The organism is Ochrovirga pacifica, from assembly GCF_000220525.1.
GTDB classification, from domain to species: Bacteria; Bacteroidota; Bacteroidia; order Flavobacteriales; family Flavobacteriaceae; genus Ochrovirga; species Ochrovirga pacifica.
In genome coordinates this window covers 1-15,525 of sequence record NZ_AFPK01000064.1, presented here as the reverse complement: position 1 = coordinate 15,525, position 15,525 = coordinate 1, and the positions used below count along the sequence as shown (strand labels likewise).

Here is a 15,525-nt window from a genome sequence, read left to right as displayed (position 1 = left end):
TAGAGAACAATTTTATAAAACTATAAAAAGTCATACTACAGTATTAGTATGGCTTTTTTTATGAATACTTAGTTCCTGTATCAAGTCCTCGTTATTCCATTTCAAATTCCGTAATTTTGAAACATAATAAGAAAACGATTCTAAGAGTAAAAAAAATATGAAACACTACTTATCCATTCATGATTTATCATCTATAAAAGAAACTGTTAAAGAAGCCATCGAATTAAAAAAGAACCCTTTAGCACATCAATCTTTAGGAAAAGATAAAGTTATTGGTTTGTTGTTTTTTAACAACAGTTTGCGTACGCGTTTAAGTACTCAAAAAGCAGCTTTAAACTTAGGAATGGAGCCTATAGTGATGAATTTTGGTGCAGAAGGTTGGCAGTTAGAGTTTGAAGATGGAACCATTATGGATCAGGGAAAATCTGAGCATGTAAAAGAAGCTGCTGAAGTCATTTCACAATATTGTGATATTATTGCAATTCGTGCTTTTGCAGGATTAGAAGACAAAGAAAAAGACGAAGCAGAAGAAGTATTGTCTGCTTTTACAAAATATGCTACAGTGCCTATTTTAAATATGGAATCGTCTGTAGGACACCCTTTGCAAGCCTTAGCAGATGCCATTACTATTGAGGAGCACAAACCTGCCAAAAAGAAATTAAAAGTCGTGTTGTCATGGGCTCCACACCCACGTGCTTTACCTCATGCAGTAGGAAATTCTTTTGCAGAAATGGCCTTAGCTCACGAAGATGATTTTGAAGTAGTAATAACACACCCAAAGGGGTATGAATTAAACCCAGAAAGAACCAAAGGAGCTACTATTGAGTACGATCAGAAAAAAGCGTTTGAGGATGCTGATTTTATTTACACCAAAAACTGGTCGTCTTACAAAGACTACGGAAAAGTAGCAAACACAGATAGCTCTTGGATGATTACAGCCGATAAAATGGCCGTAACAGACAATGCAAAATTTATGCACTGCTTGCCCGTACGTAGAAATGTAATTGTGGCAGATGAAGTGATAGATTCTGAAAATTCTATTGTGATACCACAAGCCAACAACAGAACTTATTCTGCGCAAATCGTATTAAAAAAGATATTAGAGAATTTAAAGTAGTACTAAGTATAGAGTACAGAGTATTTAGTTGTTTAAAATAAATATTACTTAAGCTATATAAATACTTTGTACTTAATACTCTTTACTTCATACTGAAAAAAATGAAACAAAAATTAACCATCGTAAAAGTAGGCGGAAACGTAATTAACAATGCAGAGGCATTAGAGAGTTTTTTGTCAGATTTTGCTGCCCTTGAAGGAAATAAAATCTTAGTTCACGGAGGGGGAAAACGTGCTACACAATTGGCGGGAGATTTAGGAATAGAAGCCAAAATGATCAACGGACGTAGAGTTACGGATGAAGCTACCATTGAAATTGTAACCATGGTGTATGCAGGTTTGCTGAATAAAAACATTGTAGCTACGTTGCAAAGCAAAAACTGTAATGCTTTAGGACTGTCTGGTGCTGATGGAAATTCTATTCAGGCTCACAAACGTAAAGTTGTAGAGGTAGACTACGGTTTTGCTGGAGATGTAGATGGCATCAATGCACAAAATATTGCTACGTTTATCAATGGTGGAATGACTCCTGTTTTTTGTGCCATTACGCACGATGGAAAAGGACAGTTGTTAAACACCAATGCAGATACAATTGCAAGTACCATTGCTGTAGGAATGTCAGATTTATATGATGTTTCTTTGGTATATACTTTTGAGAAGAATGGTGTGTTAACTTCTGTAGAAGATGATGATTCTGTTATTACAGACATCAACTCAGAAAAATATGTACAGTTAAAAGCGGATGGAATTATTGCAGATGGAATGTTGCCTAAAATGGAAAACTGTTTCAATGCTTTACAACAAGGAGTTTCAGAAGTAATTATAGGCAACCCAACCGTGATTAAAAATAAAGAACAATTGTTTACAACCTTAACGTTGTAATTAGTTTTTAAAGTGAGAAATTTTTAAAGTTTGTAAAGTGATTTGATGACTTTACAAACTTTTGAATTTTACAAACAAAAGAGTATGATAGAAACATTACAAAAAGAAGCACTAGAATTATTACAAACCTTAATTCAAACCCAATCTTTTTCTAAAGAAGAAGAACCTACAGCCGAAATTTTATCAGAATGGTTAAAGGGAAGAGGAATTGAAGTAAAAAGAGATTTGAATAATATTTGGGCAACTAATAAATATTTTGATGAAAGTAAACCTACCATTTTATTAAACTCTCATCACGATACGGTAAAACCGAATCAGGCTTATACTAGAGATCCTTTTGAAGCCAAAATAGAAGGAGATAAATTATATGGTTTAGGTTCTAACGATGCAGGTGGTTGTTTGGTTGGATTAATGTCTGCTTTTGTATACTTCTACAATCAGGAAAATTTAAAATACAATTTTGTGTTGGCAGCTACTGCCGAAGAAGAAATTTCGGGAGAAAACGGAATTGCTTACATGCAAAACATCATGCCTAAAATTGATGTGGCCATTGTAGGAGAACCTACTTTGTTAGATTTGGCTATTGCAGAAAAAGGTTTGGTGGTGTTTGATGGAAAAGTAACCGGAACTCCTGGGCATGCAGCTCATATTCCAAATCATCAAAATCCAATATTTAAGGCATTAAAGGATTTAGAATGGATCAATTCTTATAAATTTTCAAAAGTATCTGACTTTTTGGGAGAGGTAAAAATGACGGTTTCTCAAATCAATGCAGGAAGTCAACACAATGTGGTTCCGTCTGAATTGACATTTGTGGTAGATTGTAGAGTAACCGACCAATATACCAACGCAGAAATTGCAGAAATTATAGCAGCAAATACTGAGTGCGATGTGATTCCACGTTCTTTAAGATTAAATTCATCATCTATAGATCCTAATCACGATATTGTAAAATCGGGAATCGCTTTAGGGAAAAAGACCTATGGTTCTCCAACCTTATCAGACCAGTGTCGATTGACCTGCCAATCTGTAAAAATAGGACCTGGAGATTCTTTACGTTCTCACTCTGCAGATGAGTTTATTTATGTACAAGAAGTGTATGATGGAGTCGTCTTTTACATAAAACTTCTAGAAAAAATAGTATAACTTTAAAACCGTGTAATAATCACGGTTTTTTTATGAAAGTAGCATTAAGACAATTTATAGAAGGTTTTCAGTTTTTAACTCCAAGTGAAGTAGATATTATTGTAGAACATACAGTATTGAGAAGTTCTAAAAAAGGGGAATATCTTTTAAAAGAAGGACAAGTTTCTAAAGAATGCTTTGCCGTAGTAAAAGGATGTGTTAGAGAGTTTGTGATAAAAGATGGGGTAGAAAAAACCATTTCTTTTTTTATAGAAGGGGATCCTGTAAATGCATTTTCTAGTGAGGTTACAGGTTGTCCTTCAAAATCGTATTTTGAATGTTTGGAAGATTGTATAGTAACTGTTGGAAATGATTCTTTAATAGAAGAAATGATTGAACGAGTTCCTAGGTTAGAAAAATTAATTAGAAGAGAAGTAGAAAAGGAAGCTGGAAAGGTACAAGATAGGATGGCTGAATTTATGATTTCTACTCCAGAGGAACGTTTTGTAACACTAATCAACAATCAACCTAACTTAATACATAGAGTACCCCAAGTATTAATTGCAAGTTATATTGGGGTTACTCCAGAATCTTATAGTAGAATTAAAAAACGTGTTTTTGAAAAAATTAAGCAACACAATTAATCACAATTTTCGCTAATGGATTGATAATTGGATAACGACACATTGCCAATGTTTTGATGGCTTCCTTTTTTAATGCAGGTTAGATTAGGGTTTCGGTCAATCCTTAAATCTACTAATTTTTCATTATAGCTAACATCTAAATTGTATAGCTTATTAGTACTAGCGTACAAATGTGTAAGCTGTTTGTTTTGTTCTAAAACCAGTTCTAATAATTTGTTGTCAGATATTAATAATGTCTCTAGCTTGGTATTGTTGTGTAAGTTTATATATGAGATTTGATTACTTGTAGCCAATATATTTCTTAGGTTTGGGGCAGAGGTTAACTGGAGACCCTTTAAAAGATTATGACTAACATGTAAGATTTTTATAGCACTATTGTGAATGTTCAAAAATTCTAAATCGTTCCAAGAAACATTTAATTTTGTGAGTTTTTTAGCGTAAGACAGCCCTTTTATATTTTGTAACCTATTGGATTGAATATCAACAAAAATTAAATTAGGGTTGTTCACAAAGTTAATTTCTGTAAGGTAATTCCCATAGAGATAGAGGGTGTCTAGCTTTGTGTTGGCACTTAAGTCCACTTCATGTATTTTTTGATTGGCTGCAGATAAAAATGTTAAGTTTGTAAAACCTTCAATACCAGTTAAATCTTCTATTTCTCCAAAACCTGAGAATGTATTTAAATTTAGAACTGTGATGTTTTCTGCATCCTGTTTTAGAATTTGTTGATTGATAATACCATCAGAATCAATGCCTTGTTCTATCAATTTTTGTTCAAAATAAGGGTCAGGAATGTTAATGTATTTTTCTGTTGATAAAATTGGATCCTCGTTATGAGAGCATGAGGTAAAAATCAGTAGTGTTAGTATACTGAAACTGATGTTGGTTTTAAAAAAGATACGTTTCATAGGGTTGTTTGATTATAATTTGTGTTTCCAATACCAAGAGTAACCAATAATAAAAAGCGTAGTAGCTATTTCTATAGTGGCAAAAAAGAGATAATAGTTTGTAGTAGTCCCAATAAATAAAGTGGCTACCATTACTAAGGTTTTAATAATTGCTATAATTATGTTTGTCCAACAGTTGTATATAGGAGGCAATATTTTAGACAGTAAAATCATGGCAATGGGCAGTTCCATTAAAATTGCAGCTCCTAGTAGAAAATTGTTGTCTAGAGTCAATCCATCAATTTCACCTGTTAAATATTGATTTAGTAGATTAGAATCCATTAAACTCATTACATCACAATACAGATAATTTAAGGTGACAAAAATCCAAAGAGTACTTAGTATTTTCTTTTGTTGATTAAAGTAGAGTGTATTCATTATTTTTCTTTTTTAAGCAATAATAAAATGGCAAAACTCAACTCAGAAATGGCAGCAACACCTAATAATATATTGGAACAGCTTACCAAGACATTATTTTTAATTCCAATAAAATGTACTAGGCAATCTAATAAATAGCCCACTCCACCTAACAGTAATAAAAAAGAAAGTGTTTTGTAAAACATGGGATGTTTGTTGGTTAAAATAGCCAGAGCAATCATGTGTATACCAAAGAAAATTTGCCAAATATAAACGGTGTAAAAATGAGCTAACATGCAAAATTTAAAGGTGTTGTTTGCTAAGAATTTAGTGTTTATTAGGTGTAGTAGAATAATATAATAAACAAGATTTATTGCCATAATAAAAGCCATAGCTAGTCTAGAATATTTTGCCATTTCATTCCAAAAACCATGAGTGTTTTTAAAAAACTGGTACAGCAATACAGTAATAAACAGTTCAAGAAGAACAACCAAACCATCTCCAAAAATACTAAGTTGGAATATTTGAAAATGATTTTGTAGGTTTAGGAAAGTTCGTGGTGGGTTGTGAATATCAATAAGTTTTAGAGGTGCATAACCCATGCTAAAACCACCAATAATAGCAATGCTAAGGTATAATAAGCCTATCGTTTTTTGATTTTTCAAGATGTGTTGTTTTGGTTTTACATGACAAAGTTGAGACATAAAAAAAATGCCTGCATTGACGTTTGGTAAGAAATAAGAAACGTTAAAAAAAGAGTATCTTTGCCAGCAGAATAAAAAACAACTGTATGAAACTTTGGGACAAAGGGTATGCAACCGACAAAAAGATTGACATTTTTACGGTAGGGAATGATAGAGAATTGGATTTGCAATTGGCTAAGTACGATGTGCTTGGAAACATTGCTCAGACCAGAATGTTAAACGCTATTGGAACTATTACAGATGAAGAGTTAGAGGGATTGGTGTCCGAGTTAAACAACATTCTAAAAACGGTTGAAAACGGAACGTTTACCATTGAAGATTCTTTTGAAGATGTGCATTCTAAAGTGGAGTGGTTGTTAACTGAAAAGTTAGGTGATGCTGGTAAAAAAATTCATACAGCACGCTCTCGTAACGATCAGGTTTTGTTAGATGTGCATTTGTATGCTAAAGATGCCATTTTGGAATTAAAAGATTGGGCAAAACGTTTGTTCGATTTGTTAATTGAACTGGCCGAAAAATATAAAAATCACTTATTACCAGGATATACGCATTTACAGGTTGCCATGCCATCATCTTTTGGGATGTGGTTTTCTGCCTATGCGGAGAGTTTAATAGATGATGTGTACTTTCTAGATGCTGCTTACAAAGTAGCAGATCAAAATCCGTTAGGTTCTGCAGCAGGATATGGTTCTTCTTTCCCTATTGATAGAGAAATGACTACCCAAGAACTTGGTTTTGAACATCTAAAAGTAAACTCAGTAGCTGCTCAAATGGGACGTGGTAAATTAGAAAAATCAATTTCTTTTGCCATTGCAAGTTTATCAGCAACTTTGGCAAAAATGAGCATGGACATTTGTTTGTACATGTCTCAAAATTTTGGTTTTGTTACCTTTCCTGATGAGTTAACAACAGGTTCTAGTATTATGCCTCATAAAAAAAATCCAGATGTTTTTGAATTGATTCGTGGGAAGTGTAACAAATTACAAGCGTTGCCATACGAATTAACTTTAATTACCAACAATTTACCAAGCGGATATCACCGTGATTTACAATTGGTAAAAGAAGGATTAATTCCATCGGTATCTACTTTAAAATCTTGTTTAGACATGATGGTATTTTCTTTAGAAAACATCATAATTACAGAAAATATTGTAGAAGATGATAAGTACAAATACATTTTTAGTGTAGAAGAAGTGAATGCTTTGGTACAAGCGGGAACTCCGTTTAGAGATGCTTATAAAATTGTAGGTGCCAAAATTGCTAATGGAGAATTTAAACCAGATTTAAATGTAAATCACACCCATATTGGTTCTGTAGGGAATTTAAGATTGGATTTGATTAAAGAAAAAATGGAAGCTAATTTTTAGTCATTCATAAGTACAATAAATCAAATCCTAAAAAAAATCAACTGATTAGCCCCAAAATTGTATTTAACATTTTGGGGGCAATCTAATTACAATGGGCTTTCTTAGTAAGCAATAAAATTTTATTATGTATTCTTCTTATGTATTCTTCTTTAATAGAGTTAACAACAACTCTGGTTCATTGGTTGTTATAAAATCTATATTTTGATGAAGTAATATTTCCATCTCTTCCTTTTTATTCACTGTCCAAGAATTTACAGACATTCCTAAATCTTGAGCTTCTAGAATCCATCTAGGATGTTTTTTATACACTTTGTAATTGTAATTAATACCTGTGTATCCTGCTGCTAGAGCTTCTTTAGGGGTTTTATCACCATTTAAGTAAGCAACCTCAGCAGAAGAATCTAATTGATGTACCAATTTTCCTGCATCAAAATCAAAACAAATATAGGCAACCATATCTTTTCCTTGCAAATTATCAACCATTGCTACTGCTATTTTAGTCAATAACAAAGTACGCTCTTTTCCTGATGGAGCTGATTTTATTTCTAAAATTAATTTAGTGTCTGTCTGTTTTAACCCTTCTTTTAAATACGCTTCTAAAGTAGGAATCTGTTCTCCGTTAGCTAATGTTTTAGTCAATAATTGCTCATAAGTACTATGCTCTATTTCCATTCCCATAAAATCTGCATCATGGTTTACTACAGGAATACTGTCTTTAGTTAAATGTACATCAAACTCAGCCCCGTAACATTTTAGTGCTATTGCTTTTTTAAGTGATGCTATAGAATTCTCTGGTAAATTTTCTTGTTTCCAAGCTCCTCTATGTGCAATGACTTTTGTGTGATTCACTTTATTACAAGCAACTATTATTAATAATAGGAATAAAGTACAAAACCTACTTACTCCATTGCTGCTAAATACTATTTTTATCATTTTATTATCTCATTTTTAAGGTAAACGCTTTAGGGCGAACCATGGTTTCTTGATATACATTTCCAAACCTATCTGTCACTTTAATTTCTAAAGTAGTATCTGCTGCAGATGCTTGTACCCTAAACAAATGTGAAGTTTCATTAGTTGTAAAGGCCGAAGTTGGTGTAGCTCCGTTGTTTAACCTAAAAGCTTCGTAAGAAACAATGTGTAAAGGGTCTTTTCCCTTGATTCTTTTTACAGTTAACGGTTTACCTTGTTCGGTAACTTCAATATTCCAGTTCTTTTCATACCCCCAAACATTAATTAACACCTGATTGTTTATGTTTTTTTGAGCATAACTACCCGCATATTCTGCCATTAACGACTCGCTTACATTTGGAGCAAAATTAGCTGCAGTAATTTCTATGGTATTCAAATCGTATGTTCGGAATTGATAGTTTTCTTCATAGCCAATACTTTTGTATTTCCATTGCAGTTCTCTGTTATTTATATTCCAAATTCCATATCCTCCAGGGCTTCCATCTTTACAAAGGTGATTGTCTGCGTAATTATTTTTACCTGTCCACCACCAAGTTGCACATATAGCACCTGTGTTGTGTTCCATGATATTTGCTCGTTCTTCAACCGTATAATTTTCATGCAAATGTCCAGACAAAACATGTACTTCTGTAAAAGGAGCTAACAAATCTATTAAAGCATCTCCATTGTGTAAATAAACTTCATTTAGCTGATTTCCATCTGAATCTAATGTGGGTCTTTTGTACAAAGGAGTATGCATAGCCAAAACAATTGGGGTAGATTTATCGGTAATATTAGCTAAATCTTTTGCCAACCATTGTAGCTGAGTGGTATTGATGTTATAATTGTAATTACGACTTCCTACTGTTCCTATAGAACCCCCTGTATTGATATACTCTACATCATCTAACACTACATAGTGAATAGCTCCTAAATTAAAGGAGTAATACGTAGGTCCTAGAATATTTCTATAGGCATGTTCTGCCTCCCAATCATTAGCGTAATAAGGATCGTAATCATGATTTCCTATCAAATTAAACACAGAACAGTTTAACTGATTCATGTACGATACATATTCATTTAAACCAAAATTATTTTGATACCAATACAAATCCCAAGTCATGTCTCCCAAAGTTAAAGCATATACTTTAGTACCTTCTGCCTTGTATTTATCAATGGTTGCATTTACATCGGGCAACACTTTACTTGTAAATTGGTCTATATCGTTATTTCTGTTAGCCAAATGCCAATCTGCCATAGGAATAACTACATGCTTTTGATTGTCCACTTTTATTAATGAAAAATCCTTTTGCTCTACAACCGTTGTGTTACTGCTTAATCGCTTAAAAAATTGTGGAGCATTTCCTACATTGGCTACTTCATAATTTCCTGGAATAGAAATAAAAACAAAACCTGTTTTTTTAAGAGAGGGTAAGTAATATACCCCCTCATTATTTGTAACTGTTACTTCGTAACCATCGGACACAGTAACACCAGCAACTCCAACTCCATCGGCATATACCAAACCTTTTACGGTCATACCTTCAACATCTGGAATATTTATATTGGACACCACATTAAACAACAAACTTCCTAGTGCTAATTGTTCAGCGTTTCTTTCTACCAATATTTGATAGGTTCCTGTGCTAAAATCATCTGGCAAATTAAAACTTGCTGTATTGTGACTTACCGTAGTTACCTCACATCGGTAAAGAGTGTCTTGATGGATAGAAGAAATTAACACTATAGAATCTCCTTCCAAAAAACCTTTACCTGTTAAAGACACAGTACCACCTGTAGCAACATCTATACTTGAGGGAATAGAAACCCCTGTAATTTTAAAACTACTTTCTTCAATTAGATCTACATCATTTTGACAACTTGCAAAACTCATTCCTACACCGCTCAAACTAGCAAAGGTGGTTAAACTTCCTAGTTTTATAAATTTTCTTCTTGTTTGTTTCATCTTAATCAACAATTGTCACTTTAATATCATCTAAGAAAACTCTATTCTTTCCTTTTCCAACTCCCTTTAAAAGATAATCACCTCCTAAGAATTTTAATCGTGTTTGCGAAGTTGCTCCTGTAATGGTAAATTCATACTGAGACCTTTCCTCTTCCCAAATTAAAGTACAATCAGGATCCGTAGCATAATCTGGCCAATTGTCTACAGTAAAAGAAGACACACTTGCAACTCCTGCACCTTCAACGTCAATTCTTAAAATATTATCGTCTTGAGTTCCTCCTTTGGTTTTATAGGGAACTGCTTTAAAGCTTACTTTTACAGTTGTTTCTTGATCTAATTCTGCTAATTTCGGAGATATTAAATCACCTCCATAACCAGTTTTTCCAAGTTTAACAAAACCAGGACGAGCATAGACTACTTGTTGATTGCTCGTGAATTCATTTTCTGTACTTGTCCACCCTTTTGCCAACTCATCTGCTGTCCATACATCATCCATCCTACCTTCTCCAGAATACGTGTAAAAAACAGGACTTCCATAATTTAACCAGTCAAAATTTTCTTCTAAAATAACATCTCCAGCAGACTGTGTAATTGTAATTTCTGTATCTAAAGTAGGATGACCTTCTGCACTAATTTTTACAGTAGCCACACGCTCTTCTCCTCTGTTTTTTGCAGCAAGTAAATTCAATTCATTTTCAGTAAGTGTTACTTCAGACAACCAATCGCCATCTACCAAAGTATATGTCCAATTTACATTGGCTTTTACCGGAATAGAAAAAGAAGTAGCTGCCGAAGGAACAGAAACTCCTTCTGCTGCATTTTCTACCACTATAAATGGAATGTTTGCAATTTGATCTACTCGAAACAAAACAGGTTGCTCTTCTCCATCTACCACAAAAGCAAAGTTTACACTTCTGGCATCAAAAGTTACATTTTCATCAATAACAAACTTAAAAATACCATCATCTTCTCCTTTATTAGGAAAAGCTTTTACCCAACTTACTTCTTCTTGAGCTACTATTCTCCAAGGTCTATTAGAACGTACAACATAACTTTGGCTAGTTCCCTGAGTGTCTGCAGAAATTCCTGTTGGTTGATCTTCTATAACAAAATAAGGATCTCCTGAAAACTCACTTTCATCATTGGTACAAGACATGAACATGGCAAAGCAAAAAATGCTTACAACTTGTACTAATTTTAAGGTATTCTTTATCTTAAAAATATTATTATTTATCATTTTATTTTTTCTTTACTTGTTCTTAATTTCCTTCAATTGCTTGTTTACTCCACCAAATTGGGGTTTTCATGGTATTCCCTCCCATATGAGTAATCGCTGCTTCGGAGTTAACAGCATTGGTAGCCAACGTAGTGGTAGGATAAGCAAACCTTGTAGGTAATACGTAATCGTTAAACACTGTTCCGTTTCCTATGGTTAATTCTGGATATCCGGTTCTTCTGTATTCATGATAAGCTTCCATACCCACCCAGAACAAAGCCAAGTATTTTTGATTTCCAATCAATTCATATTTATTGGTTGCCAAATCCCAAGAAGCCAATTCTGATGCTAATAGGTTGTTAATATCTTCATTGCTAACCACTACAGGAACTTCACTAAACTGACCTCTTTCTGCCCATTTTTCTACAGAGGCAGTAACAGCAGTTTCGTAATATGTTTTTGCTGCAGCTTCTCCTCCAGGAATCCATCCTTTTAAAGCAGCTTCGGCCAAAATAAACTGTACTTCTGCATAGTCCATAAAAGTACCTGGAGCTTCTGCTCTTGCTAACACAGCCGTATTTAACCAAGCACTTCCTCTATCTGCATCACTTTGGTCTTGCTCCGAAACTCCTGAAATGGTTCCTTTCCAAACATTGTCTGGATTTACGCTAACATTCGGGTTTTTCTTTCCTATAATTGGCAAACGTGGATCTACAAAAGTTTCATTTCCATTTATATCAGTCATCACAGTCATTTTAATTAATTGCTCTGTTAACTTTCTTCCTGAACTTGTAAAACTTCCTTCGTTATAATCTGAAAATTGACTTCTGTAAGGGTCTATACCAGAAAACACAACGGTTGCATTGTCTGCATTAGATTCAAAAATAGGGTAGGTAGTTGAATTGTTTAATACTTCTGATATTTTGGTAGCAACATCCATTTCTGCACGTCCACTTACTCTCATTAACAAACGTAAATACAACGAGTTGTTAAACTTTTGCCATTGTTCCATAGCCCCGTTATACATACCATCTAAAGAAGGTTTTATAAACACAGGATTTTCTGCATAAATAGCATTTGCTGCTTTTAAATCTTCAAACATTTGTTCGTAAACCTCTTGTTGCGTGTCAAAAACAGGTTTGGTTGTTCCATCTACTTTTCTTGCTGTAAAGGCTTCGGAATAAGGAACATCTCCAAACATATCTGTTAAATTAGACATGTACAATACTTTTAAAGTAAGAGCTATGGCTTCTAAAGATTTATCGCCTTGTTCTACACTTAAATCGTACATATGTGTTACATTATTTCCGTAACGAGCATAAGCATTCCATACATTCTGCCAATTGGCATCACTAATAAAATAACGATGTTCTTGTCTTGTGGTTCCTCCTGTAAAAGCAGTGAACTGAATTAATTCGTTGTTCCAATACCAAGTGTAGTTTTGCCAAAATTTTGCTCCGTTATACAGCAGGGGCTCAAACATACCTGTTGCCTGTATATCACCTACATTAGTAGTATTTGGATTGGTATTAATATCTTCAAAATCTGAAGTACATGCATGGTTTACCAATGCAAATACTATTGTTGCTATAATAATTTTTAACTTGTTCATTTTCTAACGATTTAAAATGAAAATTTAACATTGAAACCGTATGACCTTGTCATAGGAAAAGACATGGTTTCTATTCCTTTGTAAATGTTAGATCCGTTTAACATTCCTGTTTCTGGATCGTACTGAGGAAAGTCTGTAATGGTAAATAAATTGGTGGCAAACACTCCTAAACTTACATCGTTTAGGTACTTTGTTTTCTCTAAAATTCTTTGTGGTAGTTTATAATCTAATCTTAATTCTCTTAATTTTAAATAAGAATTGCTAAACGTATTGGTTTCTACATTGTTACGATTCCATATATAAGAATTGTAATACGTTTGGATGCTTTTAGTAACGGTAGTGTTCTTTACATAAGATGTAGTTCCATCTGTATTGGTAATAGCATTTACTCCGTTGTGTACCAAACCATCATACCTTCCTTCTAAAGAGTTTTTTAATTTACCTTGATAAGACAATGCAAAGTTGGTTACAGAATAAGTATGTCCTCCAACCTGACCTGTAAAGTTAGCACTTAAAGAAAAGTTTTTATACCTAAAACGTTGCACAATACCACCTCTCCAATCTGGATTTACACTTCCTATTTTTCTATCGGGTGATTCATCTAGAATAGGATAACCGTCTGCATTTACTAAATGCATTCCAGAAGCATCTTGTTCTATTCCATTTTCATCTACATATACAGCTCCTTCTGGTGCTCTTTGAAACCCACGTCCGTAAATAACATGCATTTCTTGACCTACATAAGAATTTACATAAACTCTACCTCCAATAGTGGTTCCCATATCTGTTTGCAAAGGTTCTTCAGGATCCCATCCTTCTTGTAAACTCACTAGTTTGTTTTTGTTTTTTGACCAATTAAGATCAAAAGACCATTCAAAGTTTGATGTTTTTACAGGTACAACATGAGCCGCTACTTCTATTCCTCTGTTGGTAATTTCTCCGGCATTAATTTTTAACCCTGTGGCTCCTGTAATTTGATCAACCCCTACAGATACAATTTGATTGGTAGTTGATGAATGATACATAGTAACATCCAAACCTAAACGATTTCTAAAAAATCTAGTATCTAATCCTACTTCCCAACTTTCAACATTTTCTGGTTTTATTAAAGGATCTGGAATTGTTCCTGGCAAAGTATATCCTCCAGGGTAAGATGATGTTGAGTAATACTGATCTAAAGAGTATGGAGAAGTATCGTTCCCTACATTTGCCCAAGACATTCTCAATTTTGTAAAATCTACCCAAGAAAGATTCTTTCTAAAATCAAAAATTTCATTGACTAAAATACTTGCTGCTACCGATGGGTAAAAGAAAGACCAATTGTTTTTAGAAAGTGTACTAGACCAGTCGTTACGCCCTGTAATATCTAAATAATACGTGTCATCCCAGCTTAAAGAAGCCAGTCCGTATAAACTATTTACTACTTTTTTAGTTCTATAATTATAAGGATCAGGAATAACTCCTGTTGGTAAATTGGTGGTGTGATAAATACCTTCTTCCCCTAACTGACTTAATGTAATTTTACTATTGTAATACTCATTAACTCTATTATTGGCACCCACCATAGCGGTAATTCCAAATTTACCTTGTATCAAATCGTTATTCGTATAGCGTAACATCATTTCGTTATTGTTTTCTATTACTCTAACGGTTTGTTCTCTGTAGAATCCGTTTTGATAATCGGCAGTGTAAAAAGGTCTACGTTGTGTTCTAAACTCATCTGACCAATCTAACCCTGAATTTATTTTAAACTCAAGTCCTTTCATGATATCGAAACTAAATCCAATATTTCCAAACACTCTGTTCTTATCTTGTGTGTTTAATTCCTCGTATAAAGATCTGTATGGGTTAAACCCATTAGCTGATGGAAACACCAACCCTTGACCATTTTCTCCTTGAGCCGACCAATTGGCATAGTTATACCTTCCATTAAAATATTCGTCTTTCCAATCATTAATGCTATTTACATTAAATCCCCAAGCCAAAGCATACATTGGATTGTTCTCGTTGTATCCTCCTCCTGGCATATTATCACTTTCTTTTCTAGTGTAATTAACCTTTGTGTTTAATTTAATTCTGTCTGTAACTGGAGTGTTTAAGGAGAAAGAAATTGTTTTTCTATCAAAACCAGTGTTGGGTAAAATCCATTCGTTTTTAAAATCTGTAAAAGAAAAACGAGTAGAAGTTCCTGTTCCATTATTACCGCTTATGCTAATGGTATTACTTTTGGTTACACCTGTTTGAAACAAACCTGTATACCAATCATCTTTATAAGTAAAAGGAAGTTTTGTAAACTCCCCTGTATCCCAATTTTTGGAAGCATATAAATAGCGTAATTTGTTTTCATCAAATTTTTCTCCAAAAGTATAACGAGAATAGTGTCTTGATACAGCGGTTGCATCATTAGTCATATCAGGGGTTAATTCCCACAAAGAAAACTCGCTTTGTCCCATGTCAGAGCCATTACCGTATTCTGTTTGAAAATCTGGAAAATATCCAGCTTTGTCAAAAGTGATGGAAGAGTTTACCGAAATTCCTATTCCTTTTGTTTTTTTACCCGATTTGGTGGTGATTAAAATTGCTCCATTGGCTGCTCTAGATCCGTATAAAGCTGCAGCAGCTGGCCCTTTTAACACAG

At 33.7% G+C, this 15,525-nt stretch carries 13 protein-coding genes; 5 read left to right on the top strand and 8 right to left on the bottom strand.

The window, feature by feature from the left end:
* The first annotated feature begins 157 nt into the window (after positions 1-157).
* The 4 genes from FS85_RS0111900 (at position 158) to FS85_RS0111885 (ending at position 3,767) form a co-directional block, all read left to right on the top strand.
* The gene (locus tag FS85_RS0111900) at positions 158-1,117 is read left to right on the top strand and encodes an N-acetylornithine carbamoyltransferase (protein ID WP_010136545.1); all 960 of its coding nucleotides are present in this window, start codon (positions 158-160) and stop codon (positions 1,115-1,117) included.
* 101 nt (positions 1,118-1,218) lie between these two features.
* The gene (gene argB / locus FS85_RS0111895) at positions 1,219-1,998 is read left to right on the top strand and encodes an acetylglutamate kinase (protein WP_010136544.1); all 780 of its coding nucleotides are present in this window, start codon (positions 1,219-1,221) and stop codon (positions 1,996-1,998) included.
* Positions 1,999-2,082: 84 nt separating this feature from the next.
* Positions 2,083-3,144, top strand: coding sequence for a M20 family metallo-hydrolase (locus FS85_RS0111890; protein WP_010136542.1), 1,062 nt, complete (start codon positions 2,083-2,085; stop codon positions 3,142-3,144).
* 32 nt (positions 3,145-3,176) lie between these two features.
* Positions 3,177-3,767, top strand: a complete 591-nt coding sequence (locus FS85_RS0111885) for a Crp/Fnr family transcriptional regulator (protein WP_010136541.1) — start codon at positions 3,177-3,179, stop codon at positions 3,765-3,767.
* Here FS85_RS0111885 and FS85_RS0111880 read toward each other — a convergent pair.
* The 3 genes from FS85_RS0111880 to FS85_RS0111870 are packed head-to-tail and all read right to left on the bottom strand — an operon-like array spanning position 3,764 to position 5,736.
* Positions 3,764-4,675 (bottom strand): leucine-rich repeat domain-containing protein, encoded by a 912-nt coding sequence (locus tag FS85_RS0111880; RefSeq protein WP_010136540.1) that lies wholly within the window; start codon positions 4,673-4,675, stop codon positions 3,764-3,766. The genes FS85_RS0111885 and FS85_RS0111880 overlap by 4 nt on opposite strands.
* A gap of 12 nt (positions 4,676-4,687) precedes the next feature.
* Positions 4,688-5,092, bottom strand: a complete 405-nt coding sequence (locus FS85_RS0111875) for a DUF6326 family protein (protein ID WP_010136539.1) — start codon at positions 5,090-5,092, stop codon at positions 4,688-4,690.
* A complete protein-coding gene (locus FS85_RS0111870) occupies positions 5,092-5,736 on the bottom strand; it encodes a DUF4386 domain-containing protein (RefSeq protein ID WP_160162400.1) in 645 nt (214 codons plus the stop codon). The genes FS85_RS0111875 and FS85_RS0111870 overlap by 1 nt, the downstream gene beginning before the upstream one ends.
* Positions 5,737-5,861: 125 nt before the next feature.
* Here FS85_RS0111870 and argH point away from each other — a divergent pair, with 125 nt between their 5' ends.
* Positions 5,862-7,142, top strand: coding sequence for an argininosuccinate lyase (gene argH / locus FS85_RS0111865; protein WP_010136537.1), 1,281 nt, complete (start codon positions 5,862-5,864; stop codon positions 7,140-7,142).
* 135 nt (positions 7,143-7,277) lie between these two features.
* Here the strand turns inward: argH and FS85_RS0111860 are convergent, their stop codons facing one another.
* The 5 genes from FS85_RS0111860 to FS85_RS0111840 form a co-directional block, all read right to left on the bottom strand.
* Positions 7,278-8,075: a glycerophosphodiester phosphodiesterase gene (locus tag FS85_RS0111860; RefSeq protein WP_010136536.1), complete on the bottom strand. Its 798-nt coding sequence runs from the start codon at positions 8,073-8,075 to the stop codon at positions 7,278-7,280.
* 4 nt (positions 8,076-8,079) lie between these two features.
* Complete coding sequence (locus tag FS85_RS0111855; protein ID WP_010136535.1) at positions 8,080-10,059, bottom strand: calcineurin-like phosphoesterase C-terminal domain-containing protein; 1,980 nt, start codon at positions 10,057-10,059, stop codon at positions 8,080-8,082.
* 1 nt (position 10,060) lies between these two features.
* The gene (locus FS85_RS0111850) at positions 10,061-11,296 is read right to left on the bottom strand and encodes a BACON domain-containing protein (RefSeq protein ID WP_010136534.1); all 1,236 of its coding nucleotides are present in this window, start codon (positions 11,294-11,296) and stop codon (positions 10,061-10,063) included.
* A gap of 22 nt (positions 11,297-11,318) precedes the next feature.
* Complete coding sequence (locus tag FS85_RS0111845) at positions 11,319-12,887, bottom strand: SusD/RagB family nutrient-binding outer membrane lipoprotein (protein ID WP_010136533.1); 1,569 nt, start codon at positions 12,885-12,887, stop codon at positions 11,319-11,321.
* Positions 12,888-12,898: 11 nt separating this feature from the next.
* Positions 12,899-15,525 (bottom strand): SusC/RagA family TonB-linked outer membrane protein (locus FS85_RS0111840; protein ID WP_029489448.1); only part of this gene is annotated, 2,627 nt, incomplete at its 5' end.

Excerpts from the sequence above, each read along its gene's own strand:
- FS85_RS0111900 (WP_010136545.1), top strand. The coding sequence starts at position 158 with ATGAAACACTACTTATCCATTCATGATTTATCATCTATAAAAGAAACT.
- argB (WP_010136544.1), top strand. The coding sequence starts at position 1,219 with ATGAAACAAAAATTAACCATCGTAAAAGTAGGCGGAAACGTAATTAAC.
- FS85_RS0111890 (WP_010136542.1), top strand. The coding sequence starts at position 2,083 with ATGATAGAAACATTACAAAAAGAAGCACTAGAATTATTACAAACCTTA.
- FS85_RS0111885 (WP_010136541.1), top strand. The coding sequence starts at position 3,177 with ATGAAAGTAGCATTAAGACAATTTATAGAAGGTTTTCAGTTTTTAACT.
- FS85_RS0111880 (WP_010136540.1), bottom strand. The coding sequence starts at position 4,675 with ATGAAACGTATCTTTTTTAAAACCAACATCAGTTTCAGTATACTAACA.
- FS85_RS0111875 (WP_010136539.1), bottom strand. The coding sequence starts at position 5,092 with ATGAATACACTCTACTTTAATCAACAAAAGAAAATACTAAGTACTCTT.
- argH (WP_010136537.1), top strand. The coding sequence starts at position 5,862 with ATGAAACTTTGGGACAAAGGGTATGCAACCGACAAAAAGATTGACATT.
- FS85_RS0111860 (WP_010136536.1), bottom strand. The coding sequence starts at position 8,075 with ATGATAAAAATAGTATTTAGCAGCAATGGAGTAAGTAGGTTTTGTACT.
- FS85_RS0111855 (WP_010136535.1), bottom strand. The coding sequence starts at position 10,059 with ATGAAACAAACAAGAAGAAAATTTATAAAACTAGGAAGTTTAACCACC.
- FS85_RS0111850 (WP_010136534.1), bottom strand. The coding sequence starts at position 11,296 with ATGATAAATAATAATATTTTTAAGATAAAGAATACCTTAAAATTAGTA.
- FS85_RS0111845 (WP_010136533.1), bottom strand. The coding sequence starts at position 12,887 with ATGAACAAGTTAAAAATTATTATAGCAACAATAGTATTTGCATTGGTA.